The following is a 17,416-nucleotide window of genomic DNA, read 5'->3' as shown; positions in this document are numbered from 1 at the left end:
TCACCCGCGTCGCCTTCGGCTTCCACTCACCCACCGCACTCATCGCCCTGGCCATGCTCAACCTCGGCGGTCACCGGCCCACCCTCCCCAACCGAAACTGACCCACAGATCAGTCAGGAGAGCCCCAAATGGTGGGTGGGCTAACCGCATGCAGTGGGCACACCCGCAACCGCGTGGGTCAGCCCACCAAATGGGGACAGGTGCAGGCAGAGGTTAGGCGGTCGGGCGGTACAGCGAGCCCTGGACGTAGGTCATCGCGGCGAGGAACTTCGGGTCGGTGAAGCGGCGCTGGAGTTCGGTCTCGTCGACCAGCTCGATGCGGGTGTGGAGCCAGTAGAGGTTGCCGAAGGGGTCGCTGACGCGCGCGACGATGTCGCCCCAGAACATGTGGGTGGGCTTGGTGACGATGGTGCCGCCGGCGGCGACGGCGTTCTTCAGCGCGAGTTCGACGTCGGGGACGTAGAAGCGGAGGAATGCGGGGGTCGGCGGCCAGTCCGGCTGGTCGAACATCATCACGACCGAGTCGCCGATGCGCATCTCGGCGTGACCGATGCGGCCCTGGTCGTCGACGACGCGGCCGCCGAGATCCGCGGCGTCGAAGGCTGCCGCGAGGAAATCCATCAGGCCGGCGGTGTCACGGCCGATGATCCACGGGGTCACCGAGTGGTAGCCGTCGGGGATGGGCGTCACGGTCATGTTCTGCTCCTTAGCGCGGTTGGTAATGACCACGCTAGGAGCAGAACAGGACAGCTTGAGTCCGCTACTCGGAGAGCTGTGCCTCGATCGCCGCGACGACCTCTTCCGACTCCGGCGTGGTCTGCGGGCGGAAGCGCGCCGCGACCGTGCCTTCTGGGCTGATCAGGAACTTCTCGAAGTTCCACTGGATGTCACCAGCGTCACCGGCTGCATCCGAGGTCTGCGTCAGTTCGGCGTACAGGGGGTGGCGGTCGTCGCCGTTGACCTCGAGCTTGTCGAGCATCGGGAAGGTGACGCCGTACGTGGTGGAGCAGAAGGTGTCGATCTCCTCCGCGCTGCCGGGCTCCTGGCCACCGAACTGGTTACAGGGGGCGCCGAGGACGGTGAAGCCGCGCGACGCGTACGTCTTCTGCAGGTTCTCGAGACCTTCGTACTGCGGGGTCAAGCCGCACTTGGAGGCGACGTTTACCAGGAGAACGGCCTTGCCCTTGTAGTCACCGAGCGAGGTCGGCGCACCGGAGAGCGTGGTCAGCGGGATGTCGTACAGGCTCATGAAACTCCTTGCAGATTGCGAGCGAAGAATTCAACAGTGCGCTCCCACGCCAGCGCCGAGGCGTCGGTGTCGTGGAAAGCAGGCATGGGGTTGTCGAAGGCGTGGCCAGCGCCTGGGTAGCGGTAGATCTCGGTGCCGGGCAGACCTGCAACGACCTCATCCACCGGCAGGTACTCGTCGGCGTCGCCGAAGTGATGCAGGCTCGGCGTGGTCACGTCCGGCGCGAGCTGGAGCAACCCAGGCAACGCCGACCCGTAGTAGCTGACCAGCGCATCCGGCGACGACACAGCCGCCACGTTGAACGCCAGTCCCCCACCGAAGCAGAACCCGATCAACCCGGTACGACGATCCCGGCCGCGCAGGTATTCGAGCGCGGCGACCGAATCCACGACCGCCTGATCCCAGTCGAGCCGCTGCATCGTCCCGATCGCGCGCTCGAGCAGGTCAGGCGCGTCCTCGTCACTCAGGTCGACGCCGTCCAGCCGCCAGTAGACCTCCGGCGCGATCACGTAGTACCCGAGCGCGGACAGCTCAGCCGCCCGCTGCTCGATATACGGCGAGACCCCGAAGATCTCCTGCAGCAGCAAGATTCCGGGCGCGCCGGAATCAGCAACCCCCCACTCGTGGACTGGCATCAAACCTGAACCGGTATCGATCTCCAAAGTCACACTGTGAAGCGTACGACCTCCGGCCGAACCGGCTCCGCGACGGGTACCCAGCTCCGCGTTTCCTCGATCGCCGCCGTCAGCAGGTCGAACAACCGCTCATCCGGGTTCCGCACACACGCCTGCGAGATCCCCTCGACCGCACACGACACGGCGCGAGGAGCAGTCCGGCGCGCATAGTCCGGCGTACCGCGGTGGGTCCGCGAGGTGAACGACCGCGCCCACTTCGTCGCCGCCGGAACCGACTCCAGTACGTCGCGTGACGCCGGCTCGAGATCGTCCAGCGGCCGCCCGTCCAGCAGCGCCAGTTGCCGCTCCCCCACGATCAGCGCAACCGCCAGGATGTATTGGCGTTCCTGCGAAACCACTGGCAGCGCGTGCTGGAGACACCGCGCAGTCACCCGCGGTACGACGTGTGGGTCGTCCGGCCTCAGCCCGATCACTGACGGGATCAGCGGCGCAAGGCGGCTCCGCCCAGCGTCCGTCGTACAGTCGTTGACGTCTCGGGCCACCCCGGCCAGCAGCGGATGCGTGCAGCTCGGGTGGTCGGACCAAGGTTCGCCGGCCAGATACGAGGCGAACTCCATGAAGCACGCGCCCTTGCGCGCGTTGCGGTGCTTTCCCCGGCTCAGGACGGGGACCGACAGCTCAAAGTTGTTCATAGAACAGCTCCCATAAGTACCTGTCGTCTCAGCATGCGCCTGTGTGAGCAGCCGCACAACGCGTGGCGGTTGGGCTGTTCTGTTACCGACGGGTAGCCTAGGAGCAGATTCCCAATCCAGAGGAGCGCTCCCCTTGCCCCGCGAGTCCAGACCCCGTGAGATCCGCGATGTCGTGTTCGTCGACGGCGTTCGCACCCCGTTCGGCAAGGCCAAGGGCCAGTACGCCGAAACCCGCGCAGATGACCTAGTCATCAAGTGCATCCGGGAGCTACTCCGCCGCAACCCGGGCCTGCCCCCGGAGAAGGTCGAGGAGGTCGCGATCGCGGCCACCACCCAGATCGGTGACCAGGGCCTGACCATCGGCCGGACCGCGGCCCTGCTGGCCGGTCTGCCGAACACGACTCCCGGCTACTCGATCGACCGGATGTGCGCCGGCGCCATGACGGCCGTCACCACGCTCGCCTCGGGGATCGCCTACGGCGCGTACGACGTGGTCGTGGCCGGCGGTGTCGAGCACATGGGCCGGCACCCGATGGGCGAGGGCGTCGACCCGAACCCGCGGATCATCTCCGAGAAGCTCGTCGACACCAGCGCCCTGGTGATGGGGTCGACCGCGGAGAACCTGCACGACCGCTACCCCTCGATCACCAAGGCGCGGACCGACGCGTTCGCCGTGCGGTCGCAGGAGCGCGCTGCCAAGGCGTACGCGAACGACCTGATCCAGCCGGATCTGGTCCCGATCGCGATCCGCTCGGCCGAGCTCGGCTGGGGACTCGCGACCACCGACGAGCCGATGCGTCCGGGCACCACGCTGGAGGACCTGGCCAAGCTCAAGACGCCGTTCCGCCCGCACGGCCGGGTGACGGCCGGAAACTCCTCCGGCGTCAATGACGGCGCCACCGCCGCGCTGCTCACGTCGGCCGAGGCAGCCGAGGAGCTCGGCCTCAAGCCGAAGATGAAGCTGGTCTCGTACGGCTTCGTCGGTGTCGAGCCCGAGGTCATGGGCTTCGGCCCGGTCCCGGCGACCGAGAAGGCGCTGAAGCTGGCCGGCCTGACCATCGACGACATCCAGGCCTTCGAGGTCAACGAGGCGTTCGCCGTCCAGGTGCTCGCGTTCCTGGAGCACTACGGCATCGCCGACGACGACGAGCGCGTGAACCCGTACGGCGGTGCTATCGCCTACGGTCACCCACTGGCCTCGTCCGGCATCCGGCTGATGACGCAGCTCGCCAAGCAGTTCGAGCTCAAGCCCGAGGTCCGCTACGGCCTGACCACGATGTGCGTCGGCCTCGGCATGGGTGGAACGGTCATCTGGGAGAACCCGAACTGGGAAGGGAACGCAGCCGCATGAGCCTGCAAGAACTGATCGATAGCGCGTCTGAGCTCTCGACCGACGAGGTCGTCACGCTGGCGCAGTCGCGGGACGTCGTGCTGCCCAACAAGGCCGGGACGCTCGCGCTGATCACGCTCGACAACGGGCACGACCACACCAAGCCGAACACCTTCGGCCCCAAGGGCCTCGGTTCGCTGAATGCGGCGATCGACGCAGCCCTGAGCCGCGACGACATCGTCGCGATCGGTGTCACCGGCAAGCCGTTCATCCTTGCGGCCGGTGCCGACCTGACCGGCGTACCGAAGCTGACCGGCCGGGACCAGGCGCTGAACCTGGGCCAGATCGGCCACGGCGTCATGCGCAAGCTGATCGACGGTGGCAAGCCGTCGTTCGCGTTCGTGAACGGCGTTGCGCTCGGTGGCGGCCTCGAGGTCGCGCTGCACGCGACGTACCGGACGGTCTCGGTCGCGGCCGGGGTGCTGTCGACGCCCGAGGTCTTCCTCGGCCTGATCCCGGGCTGGGGCGGGAACTTCCTGCTGCCGAACCTGATCGGCGCCGACAAGGCCGTCAAGGTCGTCGTCGAGAACGCGCTGAACCAGAACAAGATGCTCAGCGGCCCCGAGGCGGTCAAGCTCGGCATCGGCGACGTCCTGCTGGACTCGGCCGACTTCCTCGAGCAGTCGTTCATCTGGGCGTCGAAGGTGCTGACCGGTGAGATCACCGTCGAGCGCGCCGAGATCGACCGCGGCGACGCGTGGGACGCAGCCGTTGCCCGAGGCAAGGGATTTGCCGACGCCAAGGTCAGCGGCGCGGCGCCCGCGCCGTACCGGGCTCTCGATCTGATCGCGGCGGCCAAGGACAACGACCGCGACCGTGGCTTCGCGGCCGAGGACGAGGCGCTGGCCGACCTGATCATGAGCGAGGAGCTGCGCAGCGGCCTCTACGCGTTCGACCTGGTCAACAAGCGGGCCAAGCGTCCGGCCGGTGCGCCGGACAAGTCGCTCGCGCGCCCGGTGAACAAGGTCGGCGTCGTCGGCGCCGGTCTGATGGCCGGTCAGTTGGCGCTGCTGTTCGCGCGTCGGCTCGAGGTGCCGGTCGTGCTGACCGACCTCGACCAGGAGCGGGTCGACCGCGGTGTCGGCTACGTGCACGGCGAGATCGACAAGCTGCTCGGCAAGGGCCGGATCAACCCGGACAAGGCGAACCAGCTGAAGGCGCTCGTCACCGGTTCGGTGGACCGCTCGGTCTTCGCCGACGCCGACTTCGTGATCGAGGCGGTCTTCGAGGAGCTGCAGCTCAAGAAGACGATCTTCGCCGACCTGGAGAAGATCATCCGGCCGGACGCGATCCTCGCGACCAACACCTCGTCGCTGTCGATCACCGACATGGCTGCCGACCTGGAGCACCCGGAGCGTGTGGTCGGGTTCCACTTCTTCAACCCGGTCGCCGTGCTGCCGCTGCTGGAGATCATCCGCGCTGCGCAGACCGACGACGCGACACTGGCGACTGCGTTCGCAGTGGGCAAGAAGCTGAAGAAGTCCTGCGTGCTGGTCAAGGACGCTCCGGCGTTCGTCGTGAACCGGCTGCTGACGCGCTTCCTCGGTGAGGTCAGCGCAGCGGTCGACGAGGGTACGCCGATTCCTGAGGCGGACAAGGCACTGTCGGCGCTCGGTCTGCCGATGCCGCCGTTCGTGCTGCTGCAGCTGGTCGGCCTGCCGGTCGCCCTGCACGTCGCGGAGACGATGAACCGGTCCTACCCGGACCGTTTCCAGGTCTCGGAGAACCTCGCCAAGGTCGTTGCCGCCGGCAAGCCTTCGTTCTACATCTGGCCCGAGGGCAAGCCGGTCGTCGACCCGGAGATCGAGGCACTGGTCAGCGTCGGCGACAAGCCGTCGTCGGCCGAGGACCTCCGCACCCGGGTGCTGACCGCCCTCGCCGAGGAAATCAAGATCATGCTCGACGAGGGTGTCGTGGCCGAGGCACAGGACATCGACCTGTGCCTGCTGCTCGGCGCCGGCTGGCCGTTCCACCTCGGCGGCATCACGCCGTACCTGGATCGGTCCGGCATTGCCGAGAAGGTCAACGGCACCAGGTTCTTGGAAAAGGGCGTCGCTAGCCTCTGAACTGCTTGACCGCCGCGATCAACTGGGCCGGCGTCATCTTGAGGTGTTTCTTCAGGATGGCGTCGGCTCCGGTCTGGTGACCGGCGAGATCGGCGTACAGGGCGGCGATCTTCGCCTCGCCGAACCGGCCGATCAGATACTCGATGACCCACCAGGCCTGCCCGTACGAACGGTCGCCGTTCGCGCCGAACTCGGACGGCCCCGGCAGCGCCTTCATCGACGCCAGCGTCTTACGGACCTTCTTGCGGTACGGGTCGACCGTCCAGCCCGGGTCGTCCTCGATCACGGCACAGCGGATGTATTCGGCGTACCCCTCGACCATCCACATCGGCGCGTAGTTGCCTAACAGGACCGTGGCGGCGTGCGTCATCTCGTGCGCCAGCAGGTCCTTGTCGAGCTTCCTGCGCAGCTCCGGGTTCACGACGATCCGGGAACCGGCCGGGGGCGCGGACCTGGTCCGGAGGAACGGATCGCTGTCGTACAGCGGGATGTCCTTGGCCGCGATGGTCCAGCCGCTACCGCTCCCGGAGGTCCACAACAGCGACATCACCTGCGACTCGGGCATCGCGATCACCATCACCGAGCCGTCCCACGGCTGCGGCCAGTGCCGCTTCACGCCGCGCGCCGCCTGTTGCGCGGTCGCGGCGATCGTCTGGCCGAGGGCCGCCTCGCGCTGAGCGACGACCACGGCGACCTTGCCCCGCCGTACGACGGTGATCGGCTGGAAATCCCACGGCTGCCGGTGGCCGGTCTCGCTGAGCACCTCGTCGATCGCACTGTCCTCGACGAGAATCCACCGCGTTCCCCGCTGGGCGAAGGTGTAGGCGACATCCGTCTGCACCGGCCTCGCGTCCAGTCCGGCGAGCTGGTACCGCATGATCACCCGGGACGAGAACGCCGTCGGGCCCCACTTCTCCACCAGCCGCGGCACCTGGTGCTCATTGGCCAGGGAGTACTCGAGCTTGGTGAACTGGAACTGGCGGAGGTTCGCGAACAACGTCCGCTGCCGGGGCAGCACCTTCACGTCCACCGCGGCCGTGAACGCCTTCAGGTCGCCCTTGCGCACGGCCTCGGCCCGCGTGCTCAGCAGCTTGTTGATCGCCACCTTGCGCCCAGCAACGTCGGCAGTCGGCGTGGCCGGCGGCGCCTTGACCGCAACAGCCTCCGCGCCTGGCGCCGCAGCGCCCTGCTGAAGCCGCACACCGACGACTGCCACCGCACCGGCGATCGCCAGCGTGACGAGCCCGGCAACCAGCCGCCTCGGGTGCTTCATGTCTCCCCCTCCGATGGTCGGCTGATCCTACCGAACCGGTCCGGATCGGCCCCCTGCACTGGTCCCGGCGGCCGTTAGGATCGGCAGGACATCCGACGGACGAAGGGCCACGATGGACAACACAACCGGCGTGCGGCAGGTGCAGGCGGCCGTGATCCAGTGGGCGCACGCCAACGGCGGGGCCGCCCAGGCACTCGCGCGGCTGATCCCACCGCCGGAGACCGGACCGGCGGTCGTCGTCATCTCGGAACTCGCGGCCAATGCGGACGCGACCGGACTGGTCAGCGACTTCGCCGGTGCGGCCGGCGCGGCGCTGGCGGCGTTCGGCCGGATGCCGCAGTCGGTGCACTGGTTCGCACACCACGGCGACTTCTCGTCGTACGACGGCGCCGGCGCGCCGGAAACGTTCACCGACGTCACGGTTCACGTCGTCGACGGCACCTTGCGCAGTGACCTGACGGACCAGCGGCTGCTGCCCGCCGCCGAGGCCGAGGTCGTCCGGGGGCATCTGCGGCTGGAGCCGGTCGCCGTCGTACTGCAGGCGATCGCCCAGGCTCGATGACCGAGCAGTTCGCGGGCGGAAAGCTGCTGGCGGGGGTCCGCGCCGACCTTGCGCACTACCGCGACGCGATCGCCCCGATGCATCGGCAGGTGGCCGTCATCCGGTTCGCCGCGGAGCCGACGGATCCGTCGGTCTGGCAACGCCGGATGGAGGCCTCGCGGGTCTCGGCCGAACAGAAGGTGCGGGCGTTCTCGCACCTCGGCTTCGGTGTCGATCACCAGGTGCTGCCCGGTCACACCAGTGCTGCCGACTTCGCGGCGCTGATAGATGCCCACAGCAACGATCCCGCGACGTCGGCGATCATCGTCCAGTACCCGCCGCCGCCGCACCTGACGGCGCTCGTGCAGCGGATGGCCCCGGCGAAGGACATCGACGGGCTGCTCGGCGATCGTTCCCCCCAGCTGGCGTGCGCGACCGCGGACGGCATCAGCCGGGTGGTGCGGCCGTACGCGCAGGACAATCCGCGGATCGCCGTCGTCGGCGGCCAGGGGTTCGTCGGCAGTGGCGTCGTCCGGCTGCTCCAGCAGGACGGCCTGCGCGTCGAGAGCCTTGACGCCGGTGACGACCTGCGCCGGGTGCGGCAGGCCGACATCGTGGTCTCCGCGACGGGGCAACCGCACATCCTCACCGACGAGCACATCCGGCCACACCATCGACTGGTCGTCGATTCGGGATTCATGCCGCAGCCGGACGGCTCGATCGCCGGTGACATCGCACCGTCGGCCCAGCAGATCCCGCAGCACATCACGCCGGTCCCAGGCGGGATCGGTCCGACCGAGATGGCCGTATTGATGGATCGGGTCGTGCGGCAGGAGGCCGATCCCGGGCTGCGCCCCTGGACCGTCGAGGCGGCGCCGTACCGGAACCGGGCGGAGCTCGCGGCGCTCGGCAACCTGCCGGCCGCGGCACGGGCCATCCAGCCGGGACAGGCCACCGCCCAGCCGGCGGTGGAGGCCGACACTCGGCGCGCGACCGGGGCAAGAGCCCAGGGCCTGGCCGGGTCCGGGAGCCGGCATCCGGGCGAGACCGGTCCAGGACACGGCAACCTGTCCCGATGACCCTTGAGGAGTACCTGCGGCTGTCAGCGGTGGAGCTCGCAGCCGCAATCGCCGCGGGTACCTTGTCGGCACGCGAGGTCCTGGCGGCGGCCTTGGATCAGGTCGATCGGCTCGACGGCGAGCTGCGGGCGTTCCGGGAGCTCTGGCCTGAACGCGCCGACGCCGCGGCCCGTGCGATCGAGGCCGAACGCACCACCGGCGCGACGCTGGTCCACGCCCGTGCTCTCGGCGGCGTGCCGGTAGCGCTCAAGAACTTGCGGGAGGCCGACCGGCTGAACGCACTCGGCGCGGTCCCGATCGGCGCCACCTCGCGGCCGGGTCCAGGGACCGACTGGCAGACCTGGGGCTGGACCGATCGGGGGCCGACGCTGAATCCCTGGAATCCGGACCTGACCCCGGGCGGCTCGTCGGCGGGCTCGGCCGTGGCGGTCAGCACCGGCATGGTGCCGCTGGCAACGGGTACCGACGGCGCCGGCTCCATCCGTATCCCGGCGGCCTGGTGCGGCGTACTCGGCCTGAAACCGACGGGCAGCGGTCAAGGCGCCGTGCCAGGTGTCATGGCCCGGCACGTGGACGACCTGCGGGTCTGGTTGACGGGATCCGCCGCACCGGTCGCCGTACCACCACCGCGGGTGATCTGGTCGGCAGACCTCGGCTACGCCGAGACCGATCCGGAGGTCGCCGGGGTCGTCCGCGCCGCTCTCGACCGCCTGGTCGCTGCCGGCTCCGTAGTGGCCGTCGGCGGAGATGCCGAACTGCTCGATCCCGAGCAGGTCTGGCGAGCACGCCGTGGTGCCGCGAGTCCCGGCGCCGAAGAGACCGCGGCCGAGAACGACCGCCGGCTGGCCGCGATCTTCGGTCGCACCGAATTGATCGCCACGCCGACCACGCCCAACCGTCCGCACGGGCACACCGGTCCCGGTCGGCAGATGAGCGTCGCCCTGACGTGGGGCTTCAACGTCAGCGGCCACCCGGCGATCAGTGTGCCGGCCGGCCACACAGCCGACGGCTCCCCGGCCGGGCTGCAACTGGTGGCCAGGCACCACCACGAGACCGACCTGTTCGCGGTTCTGGACACAATGAAGCCGGGGCCGCCTCGCTAGCGGCTGCCCCGGCTTCTCCGGCAAGCGTCAGGCCTTGACCTGCTCGCCCGTCTTCGCCTCGATGCCGACGCGGCTGCGACGGTAGCCGTAGACCGCGTAGATCGCGAAGCCGAGCGCCATCCAGATCCCGAACCGCAGCCAGGTCTCCAGCGACAGGTTCAGCATCAGGTAGAAGCAGATCACCGCGGCGACGATCGGGATCACCGGGCTCCACGGCACCCGGAACGAGCGCTCGATATCCGGACGGCTCTTACGCAGCAGCGGCACCGAGATCGAGACCAGGGTGAACGCGGCCAGCGTGCCGATGTTCACCATCTCCTCGAGATTGCCGATCGGCGTCACTCCGGCCACGAGCGCGACCACCACACCGATACCGATCGTCAGGCGGTACGGCGTGCCCCACTTGGGGTGCGTCTTGCCGAGCTGACGGGGCATCAGGTGGTCGCGGCTCATCGCGAACACGACGCGCGCCGCGCCGATCATCAGGGTCAGCACGACGGTCGTCAGACCAGCCACCGCACCGGCCGAGATCAGCGTGGCGAACCCACCACGACCGACCGAGCGGAATGCCTCGGCGAGCGCGGCCTCACCGCTGATGTCGGTGTACTTGACCATGCCGGTGATCACCAGGCAGACCGCGACGTACAGGACCGTGCAGATCGCGAGCGAGCCGATGATGCCGCGCGGCAGGTCGCGCTGCGGGTTCTTCGCCTCTTCCGCGGTGGTGGCCACGACGTCGAATCCGATGAATGCGAAGAACACCAGCGACGCGCCAGAGACCAGACCCATGACGCCGAACGTCGACGGCTCGAATCCGAACAGTGCCTGGAACAACGGCGTCGTGATCGTCACGTCGCTGTTCGCGGCCGGCACACTCGGCGGGATGAACGGGGTCAGGTTCGAGCTCTTGATGTAGAACAGGCCGGCGATGATCACGAACAGCACCACGAAGAGCTTGATCGCGACCAGGACCAGGTTGACCCGCAGCGACTCCTTGATGCCGATCGTCGCGAGGATCGTCAGCACCACGACCAGCAGCATCGCGAGCACGTTGACGTTGCTGTCCGGCCCGATCGACTCGGGCCAACTCAACCCGATCTGTTCGAGGAACAGCGCGGCGTACGTCGACCAGCCCTGCGCGACGACGCTTGCCCCGAGCATCAGTTCGAGCAGCAGGTCCCAGCCGATGATCCAGGCGAAGATCTCACCGAGCGCGAAGTACGAGAACGTGTACGCCGAACCCGACACCGGGACAGTGGACGAGAACTCGGCGTAACACAGGGCGGCCAGCGCGCAGCAGAACGCGGCCAGCACGAAGGACAGGGCGATACCGGGGCCGGCGAAGGATTTGGCGGCCTTACCGGTGAGCGTGAAGATGCCGGCACCGATGATGACGCCGATACCGAAGACCGTCAGATCTAACGCAGTCAGGCGTTTCTTGAGCTGGTACTCCGGCTCATCGGTGTCGGCGATCGACTGTTCGATCGTCTTCTTCCGCACAAGACTCATCTGCGCCTCCTCGATGGACGGGAACCCTCCGAGCCTGCCTCTCTGACAGCGCGAGGTCAATTCGGCACTCAGCGTCGCGGCCGGTATGTCCGTAATGATGTCCATAACGTGACCTCGGTGAGGCCGCTGCGGCTGAGCAGGATGCGGTCGCGGGACACCTGATTGATGCCGTGGGCAGCCATGTCCTGGTAAAGCTCCTCGACCGCGTTCAGGCCGATGCGCTGCACCAGGTAGCGGACGGCCAGCCAACTGACGCCGTACACGTCGGCGGAGCTCTCGTAGAAGCCGGCATCGGTCGGCAGCGCGTGCAGTGTCGGCATCGCCTGGTCGATGACCTCCTGCTCCCACTTGGTCACCTCGCCGGGACCGGCAAATGCCTCGATGCCGCTCCAGGACACGTACTCCGCGGCGCCTTCGGCCAGCCACAGCGGCTCGTACCCACCGAGGTCGGCGGTCGCCACATGGGTCAGCTCGTGCGACAGCAGGATCTCGTCGACCTGGTCGCGCTGGTTCGGGTTGAGCACGATGTAGGCGCCGGCCACGGTGCCGTCGGCGGTGTCCTGACCGGGCAGCGACGAGAACGTCGACCCGGCACTCGCCGCGGACTCGATGTCCTCGTCGGCGAAACGCGCATCCCGTACGTCGGTGTCGTCGAGCGCGATGATGAGTGCCGACCCACGCCACCGGCGCGGCCAGTAGTCGCGCACTTCGGTCAGCCCTTCGGCTGCCTCGGCGAGGATCTTCCGGCCGCGGGCGTGGTCGCCCTTCTCGACGACCACCAGCACGCGCGGTCCGCGCAGCACCTCGATCCGGCCCAGGTCCCAGGCCTCGCGGTGGGCGCCTGGACCGAGGTCCTTGTCCAGGTCGTCGTCATCGGTGAGCACCCAGCGACCGGCCCGGCTGATGAACGTGTACCCGAGCTCGGTCGTCACCGGAGCTTCGTCGACCTTCGGGATCTGGTAGCGCATCAGGATCCGCACCAGGTACGTCGCTCGCCCGCGCGCCTTCACGACCGCCGGGTCGAACCGTTCCTCGGCCTGGCTGTAACCGAGCTCGGTGAAACCGAGCTCGACCAGGTTCGCGAAGAGGATCTTCTGCTGGGCGATCAGCTTGGTGTTCGACGGATCGAGGTCCTTCAGGAACAGCGCCAGGTTGCCCTTCTCCACGGCCTGGGCGCGGCGGATCAGGATCGTGTCGATGGCCACCCGGCGCGCAGTCGCCGCCAGGGCCGCTTTCGACGGCGATCTCGGCGTACTGGCTGGGACCACGGCTTCGACCAGGCGCGCCTGGGCGTCCTCGGACCGCTCGTTGACGGCGTACACGACACCGCCGGAAACGAGCGCTACCGCCAGCAGCAAGCCCAGCCATCGACTGGGACCGGCCGGGGCGCCTGGCGGTGGGGCGCTAGGGATGGTCGCACTCACGTCGGGTCGTTCCTCCGAGGGCCCGTCAGTTCTACAGCTCGGCAACCATACTCGGTTCAGCCCGTTCCATCACCAACACGCCGGGTCAGGATGCTGCGGCCGCCTTGACTGCCCGGAACAGAGCAGCCTCGTCGAGGCCGATGTGCTCGATCATGATCCGGTCCCGCTCCTGCGGCGTCTGGCCGAGTGCCGCCAGTTCCTGATACAGAGTGGCAACTTCTGTGCCACCGAAACGGTCGAACAGATAGTCAACCGCCAACCAGGACAGCGGATACGAGCTGGCGGGCTGCTGGAAGAAGACCGCGTCCACCGGCAGACTCTTGACCTTCGCCAGGTACTTCGTCCGGACCTCCTGCCGGTACTTCGGAAGCGCCAGGTCCTGGGCTCCGTCCATCGGCAGGAACTCGACGTACGTCGCCGCGCCCTCGACCAGCCAGCGCGGAGCAAAGGCGCCGTACGGCGCGGTGGCGACGTGGGTGAATTCGTGCGCGAGCGTGCGCGCGTCGATCCTGGTGCGGTTGCGCGGGTTGATGACGACGTACGAATCGGCGCGCTCGCCGGCGCCGCTGACCTCGCCGGGGAGTGTGCGGTAGACCCAGGTGGCCATCGCGAGCGCGTCCTCGGCGTTCTTCGGGACGGTGTAGTCGGCGCCGCGGACGATCTTGTCGTCGAGGGCGATCACCACGCCGGAACCGTTCCAGCCGCCGGGCCAGTTCTTGCTGACCGCCTTCACCGCGCTGGTCGAGATGCCGATCAGCTTGGACGCCAGCTGCTGCTGGCCCTTCTCGACGACCACAAGGACCCGTGCGGCGCGTTTGACGAGCACCTCGCCGGTGTCCCAGGCCTCCTCGTGCGAACCGCGCGGCAGGCGTTTGTCGAGGTCCTGGTCGGAGACGAGCGTCCATTTGCCGGCCGCGCGCTCGGTGAAGGTGTAGCCGAGCATCGAACGGACGGGGACGGTGTCGATACCGCGGATCTGGTACGTCATGGCGACAGCGACGACGTACGTCGAAGGGCCGTACTTGCTGGTCACGGCGTCGTCGTACTGCTGGGCGAGCTGCTGGTAGGCGAGCTTCGCGAAGCCGAACTGCCGCAGGTTGGTGAAGAGGATCCGCTGACGTTCGATGAGGGTCAGGTTGGCCTGGTCGACATCGGCCAGGAAAGCGGCCTGGTCATCCTGGAGGACGGCCTGGGAGCGGCGCTTCAGGACCTTGTCGACGGCCGCCGCCCGCGCGGCCACATCGACGTTCGGAGTCTTCGGGGCGGTCTTGACCGGCTGCTCGGCCTGGGTGGTGGATTGGTGCAGCGCCAGTCCCCCACCGATCGCCCCGGCCACCACGACGAAGGCCAGCAGGAACGGCCAGACCGGCGTACGGGCTCTTCCTGCAGCCCGTCGCCGCGCGGGTGCCGCATGGCGGCCCACTCAGGCCGCCTGCTCAGGCTCCGCCGGGCCGGCCGGCCGCCGGCTCGTCGATCTCCGTGCCTTGGATCTGGGCGATCGCCTCGATGACGTCACGCGCAATCTGCTGGCCGGTGAGGCCGATCTGCTGCAACACCGCCGGACGCTTCGCATGATCCAAGAACTGCTGTGGGATCCCGAAGTCACGCACCGGCGTGGTGATGTTGTGATCGCGGAGGGCTTGGGCGATCATCACGCCGCAGCCACCGGCGCGGCCGTTGTCCTCGATCGTGACGACGAGTTTGAACTGCGGCGCGAGCTCGATCAGCTTCGGGTCGACCGGCTTCACCCAGCGCGGGTCGACGACGGTGACCCCGATGCCTTGTGCCTGCAGCCGGTCGGCAACGTCCATCGCGGTCGCGGCCATCGAGCCGATACCGACCAGCAGCACGTCGGTGCCCGAGCGGTGCAGCACGTCCAGACCACCGACCTTGTCGATCGGGTCGATGTCCGGGAACACCTCGCCCTTGGCGTAGCGCACCACGGTCGGGGCGTCGCTCACGTCGATTGCCTCGTTCAGCAGCTCGATTAGACGCGTGCTGTCGCGCGGCGCAGCGAGTCTGAGACCCGGCACGAGCTGGACGATCGACATGTCCCACATGCCGTTGTGGCTCGGGCCGTCGTCACCGGTCACGCCGGCGCGGTCGAGCACGAAGGTGACACCGCACTTGTGCAGCGCAACATCCAGCAGCAACTGGTCGAACGCCCGGTTGAGGAAGGTCGCGTACAGGCCGACCACCGGGTGCATGCCACCCATGGCGAGACCCGCGGCGCTGGTGACCGCGTGCTGCTCGGCGATCCCGACATCGAACGTGCGGTCGGGGAAGACCTGCGCGAACTGGTTGATGCCGGTCGGGTTCATCATCGCGGCAGTGATCGCGACGACATCCGGCCGGCGGTGACCGATCCGGACGAGCTCTTCGGCGAACACGTCCGTCCACCCGCGCGGCTTGTTGGCCGGGCGCATCTGGTGGAAGTTGTCCTCTTCGTCCTGCTCGGCAGCGGCGTACCCGAAGCCCTTCTGGGTGACCGCGTGCACGATCACCGGGCCGCCGAACGCCTTCGCCTTGCTGAGCGCGTCCTCCATGGCCTGACGGTCATGGCCGTCGACCGGGCCGACGTACTTGAGGCCGAGGTCCTCGAACATGCCCTGTGGGGCCAGCATGTCCTTGAGGCCCTTCTTGACCCCGTGCAGAACCTCGTACATCGGGGCGCCGACATACGGCGTCCGGCCGAGGTTCTTCTTGATCAGGTCGAGGATCTTCTCGTACCGCGGATTCGTGCGCAGCGCGGTCAGGTGCGTCGCCAGGCCACCGACGGTCGGGCTGTACGACCGGCCGTTGTCGTTGACGATGATGACCAGCTTGAGGTCCTTCTCGGCGGCGATGTTGTTCAGCGCTTCCCACGCCATCCCGCCGGTCAGACCGCCATCGCCGATCAGCGCGACGACATGCCGGTCCTCCTTGCGGATCCGGTACGCCTTCGCGAGACCATCGGCGTACGAGAGGCTTGTGCTCGCGTGGCTGTTCTCGACGATGTCGTGCTCGGACTCGGCCTGGCTCGGGTAACCGCTCAGGCCACCCTCCTGCCGCAAGCTGTCGAACTTCGGCGCACGGCCGGTCAGCAGCTTGTGGACATACGTCTGATGGCCGGTGTCGTAGATCAACCGGTCCCGCGGCGAGTCGAAGACCCGGTGCATCGCGAGTGTGATCTCCACCATGCCCAGGTTCGGACCGAGGTGACCGCCGGTCCGCGACACGGTCTCCACCAGCACGTCACGGATCTCCGCCGCCAGATCGGTGAGCTCCTGAGGGGACAGCTTCTTGAGGTCCGCCGGACCCCTGACCGTCTCCAGCACGCGCATCGAGCCCCTTCCGCCGGTCATTCTCGAACGCTTGAGTCTATGCATGTGCCCGCTCGATTCCGAACTGGGCGGGCACGTGCGCTGAATCTCACTTTCTGAGACGCTCACTAAGCGTGATTAGTTCGGGGTCTCCCCTACAGTGACCGCATGCAGCCGGTCACCACGCTGTTCACGAAGTACGACGGCACCCCGCACCGCCTGATGGACGCCGTCCACCTAGGCGAAGACGAACACGGCCTCTGGGTAGGCACCCGCCCCGGCCAGCGCGCCCAGCGCTCCGACGGCTCCTGGACCACCGTCGACCACCACCGCGTCCGCCTCTTCCCCCGCGGCCAATGGTGGTCAGCCCTCTTCAACGACGAGCCCCACCGCACCCGTATCTACTGCGACATCACCATGCCGCCGGTCTTCGGCGTAGATACGGTGACGGCTGTAGACCTGGACCTGGACATCCGCCTCCTCCGAGACGGCACCATCCGAGTCATGGACGAAGACGAATTCGCCGCCCACCAGGTTCGCTATGCCTATCCCCCGCAGGTAATCGCCACCGCCCGCGCCACCTGCGACTGGCTAGCCGCCAACATCGCAGTCACCGAGCCCTTCACGACGGCGTACCAGCCCTATCTAGCGATGCTGAAAGCCCCCTAGACAGCAACCGGCCCCCGTCGGCTAGGAGCCCCCCTAAGCCGACAAGGGCCGATCAACCCGCGCCCTCTCGGAACGCGACCCACCCATCCTCAACCACTCAGGGTGCTTGATCCACCCCTCACAGCAAGATTGCACCTTCCTGCAACGCCTGAAGGCCGCAGACCCTTGCTTCACAGCGTTTCTTACCGGCGCCCAAGGCGGTCAACTCCCCGACCTCGAGATGGAGCACCGCAACCACACCCGCGTCGAAGACCGGATCCACACCGGCAAGGCACCGAAATGCGCAAACCGCCTTTCCACGCCTACATCGCCAACGCCTGCTGGCTCGAACTCGCCCTCACCGCCGCAGTCCTCGTCCGTACCGGCGGCCACCACCACCTACTCGACACCGGCTGGCCCTTCGCCACCCACCTCGCCACCGCACTCCGACGCCTCCGCGCAGCCCCTGGCGAGCGACCTAACCACAGCCTGTACCCCCTGTCTC

15 protein-coding genes and 1 pseudogene are annotated in these 17,416 nt (G+C 68.0%); 7 read left to right on the top strand and 9 right to left on the bottom strand.

Going from position 1 to position 17,416, the window contains the following annotated elements; genetic code table 11:
* Positions 1-213 precede the first annotated feature (213 nt).
* From E1263_RS36610 to E1263_RS36595, 4 genes are all read right to left on the bottom strand, one after another.
* Positions 214-696, bottom strand: coding sequence for a VOC family protein (locus E1263_RS36610; protein ID WP_132175980.1), 483 nt, complete (start codon positions 694-696; stop codon positions 214-216).
* Between the two features lie 64 nt (positions 697-760).
* Positions 761-1,249 carry a glutathione peroxidase gene (locus tag E1263_RS36605; protein WP_132175978.1) on the bottom strand — a complete coding sequence of 163 codons (489 nt, stop codon included), beginning with the start codon at positions 1,247-1,249 and terminating at the stop codon, positions 761-763.
* Positions 1,246-1,917, bottom strand: a complete 672-nt coding sequence (locus tag E1263_RS36600) for a dienelactone hydrolase family protein (RefSeq protein ID WP_132175976.1) — start codon at positions 1,915-1,917, stop codon at positions 1,246-1,248. Before E1263_RS36600 ends, E1263_RS36605 begins: the two co-directional genes overlap by 4 nt.
* Positions 1,914-2,576, bottom strand: coding sequence for a hypothetical protein (locus tag E1263_RS36595; protein WP_132175974.1), 663 nt, complete (start codon positions 2,574-2,576; stop codon positions 1,914-1,916). Before E1263_RS36595 ends, E1263_RS36600 begins: the two co-directional genes overlap by 4 nt.
* A 133-nt stretch (positions 2,577-2,709) precedes the next feature.
* On the opposite strand from E1263_RS36595, the gene E1263_RS36590 reads away from it, so the two are divergent.
* The gene (locus E1263_RS36590; protein ID WP_132175972.1) at positions 2,710-3,927 is read left to right on the top strand and encodes a thiolase family protein; all 1,218 of its coding nucleotides are present in this window, start codon (positions 2,710-2,712) and stop codon (positions 3,925-3,927) included.
* Complete coding sequence (locus E1263_RS36585; RefSeq protein ID WP_132175970.1) at positions 3,924-6,032, top strand: 3-hydroxyacyl-CoA dehydrogenase NAD-binding domain-containing protein; 2,109 nt, start codon at positions 3,924-3,926, stop codon at positions 6,030-6,032. The genes E1263_RS36590 and E1263_RS36585 overlap by 4 nt, the downstream gene beginning before the upstream one ends.
* Here E1263_RS36585 and E1263_RS36580 read toward each other — a convergent pair.
* Positions 6,022-7,305 (bottom strand): gluzincin family metallopeptidase, encoded by a 1,284-nt coding sequence (locus tag E1263_RS36580; protein WP_132175968.1) that lies wholly within the window; start codon positions 7,303-7,305, stop codon positions 6,022-6,024. The genes E1263_RS36585 and E1263_RS36580 overlap by 11 nt on opposite strands.
* Positions 7,306-7,417: 112 nt before the next feature.
* Between E1263_RS36580 and E1263_RS36575 the strand changes: the two genes are divergently transcribed.
* The 3 genes from E1263_RS36575 to E1263_RS36565 are packed head-to-tail and all read left to right on the top strand — an operon-like array spanning position 7,418 to position 10,028.
* On the top strand, positions 7,418-7,867 hold the full coding sequence (locus tag E1263_RS36575) for a hypothetical protein (protein ID WP_132175966.1): 450 nt from the start codon (positions 7,418-7,420) through the stop codon (positions 7,865-7,867).
* On the top strand, positions 7,864-8,925 hold the full coding sequence (locus E1263_RS36570; RefSeq protein ID WP_202869232.1) for a bifunctional 5,10-methylenetetrahydrofolate dehydrogenase/5,10-methenyltetrahydrofolate cyclohydrolase: 1,062 nt from the start codon (positions 7,864-7,866) through the stop codon (positions 8,923-8,925). Before E1263_RS36575 ends, E1263_RS36570 begins: the two co-directional genes overlap by 4 nt.
* Positions 8,922-10,028 carry an amidase gene (locus E1263_RS36565; protein ID WP_132175964.1) on the top strand — a complete coding sequence of 369 codons (1,107 nt, stop codon included), beginning with the start codon at positions 8,922-8,924 and terminating at the stop codon, positions 10,026-10,028. The genes E1263_RS36570 and E1263_RS36565 overlap by 4 nt, the downstream gene beginning before the upstream one ends.
* Positions 10,029-10,055: 27 nt before the next feature.
* On the opposite strand, the gene E1263_RS36560 is transcribed toward E1263_RS36565, so the two are convergent.
* From E1263_RS36560 to dxs, 4 genes are all read right to left on the bottom strand, one after another.
* Complete coding sequence (locus E1263_RS36560; protein WP_132175962.1) at positions 10,056-11,537, bottom strand: APC family permease; 1,482 nt, start codon at positions 11,535-11,537, stop codon at positions 10,056-10,058.
* A gap of 68 nt (positions 11,538-11,605) precedes the next feature.
* Positions 11,606-12,961, bottom strand: a complete 1,356-nt coding sequence (locus E1263_RS36555; protein WP_132175960.1) for a hypothetical protein — start codon at positions 12,959-12,961, stop codon at positions 11,606-11,608.
* Between the two features lie 85 nt (positions 12,962-13,046).
* Positions 13,047-14,384 carry a gluzincin family metallopeptidase gene (locus E1263_RS36550; RefSeq protein ID WP_238161871.1) on the bottom strand — a complete coding sequence of 446 codons (1,338 nt, stop codon included), beginning with the start codon at positions 14,382-14,384 and terminating at the stop codon, positions 13,047-13,049.
* Positions 14,385-14,397: 13 nt separating this feature from the next.
* Positions 14,398-16,284 carry a 1-deoxy-D-xylulose-5-phosphate synthase gene (dxs, locus tag E1263_RS36545; protein ID WP_132175982.1) on the bottom strand — a complete coding sequence of 629 codons (1,887 nt, stop codon included), beginning with the start codon at positions 16,282-16,284 and terminating at the stop codon, positions 14,398-14,400.
* Positions 16,285-16,431: 147 nt separating this feature from the next.
* On the opposite strand from dxs, the gene E1263_RS36540 reads away from it, so the two are divergent.
* Together E1263_RS36540 and E1263_RS36535 are read left to right on the top strand one after the other, a co-directional pair.
* A complete protein-coding gene (locus E1263_RS36540) occupies positions 16,432-16,932 on the top strand; it encodes a ribonuclease FAU-1 family protein (protein WP_132175958.1) in 501 nt (166 codons plus the stop codon).
* A 169-nt stretch (positions 16,933-17,101) separates the two neighbouring features.
* Positions 17,102-17,416 (top strand): annotated as a pseudogene (locus tag E1263_RS36535) (hypothetical protein); the annotation flags it as partial.

The organism is Kribbella antibiotica (assembly GCF_004349055.1).
GTDB classification, from domain to species: Bacteria; Actinomycetota; Actinomycetes; order Propionibacteriales; family Kribbellaceae; genus Kribbella; species Kribbella antibiotica.
Note: the sequence above shows the minus strand (reverse complement) of the source record. Positions and strands in the feature narration are given on the sequence as shown.

Bases quoted from the DNA above. Each gene is read 5' to 3' on its own strand.
- E1263_RS36595 (WP_132175974.1), bottom strand. From the start codon at position 2,576: ATGAACAACTTTGAGCTGTCGGTCCCCGTCCTGAGCCGGGGAAAGCAC.
- dxs (WP_132175982.1), bottom strand. From the start codon at position 16,284: ATGCGCGTGCTGGAGACGGTCAGGGGTCCGGCGGACCTCAAGAAGCTG.
- E1263_RS36585 (WP_132175970.1), top strand. From the start codon at position 3,924: ATGAGCCTGCAAGAACTGATCGATAGCGCGTCTGAGCTCTCGACCGAC.
- E1263_RS36540 (WP_132175958.1), top strand. From the start codon at position 16,432: ATGCAGCCGGTCACCACGCTGTTCACGAAGTACGACGGCACCCCGCAC.
- E1263_RS36575 (WP_132175966.1), top strand. From the start codon at position 7,418: ATGGACAACACAACCGGCGTGCGGCAGGTGCAGGCGGCCGTGATCCAG.
- E1263_RS36560 (WP_132175962.1), bottom strand. From the start codon at position 11,537: ATGAGTCTTGTGCGGAAGAAGACGATCGAACAGTCGATCGCCGACACC.
- E1263_RS36565 (WP_132175964.1), top strand. From the start codon at position 8,922: ATGACCCTTGAGGAGTACCTGCGGCTGTCAGCGGTGGAGCTCGCAGCC.
- E1263_RS36570 (WP_202869232.1), top strand. From the start codon at position 7,864: ATGACCGAGCAGTTCGCGGGCGGAAAGCTGCTGGCGGGGGTCCGCGCC.
- E1263_RS36610 (WP_132175980.1), bottom strand. From the start codon at position 696: ATGACCGTGACGCCCATCCCCGACGGCTACCACTCGGTGACCCCGTGG.
- E1263_RS36580 (WP_132175968.1), bottom strand. From the start codon at position 7,305: ATGAAGCACCCGAGGCGGCTGGTTGCCGGGCTCGTCACGCTGGCGATC.
- E1263_RS36605 (WP_132175978.1), bottom strand. From the start codon at position 1,249: ATGAGCCTGTACGACATCCCGCTGACCACGCTCTCCGGTGCGCCGACC.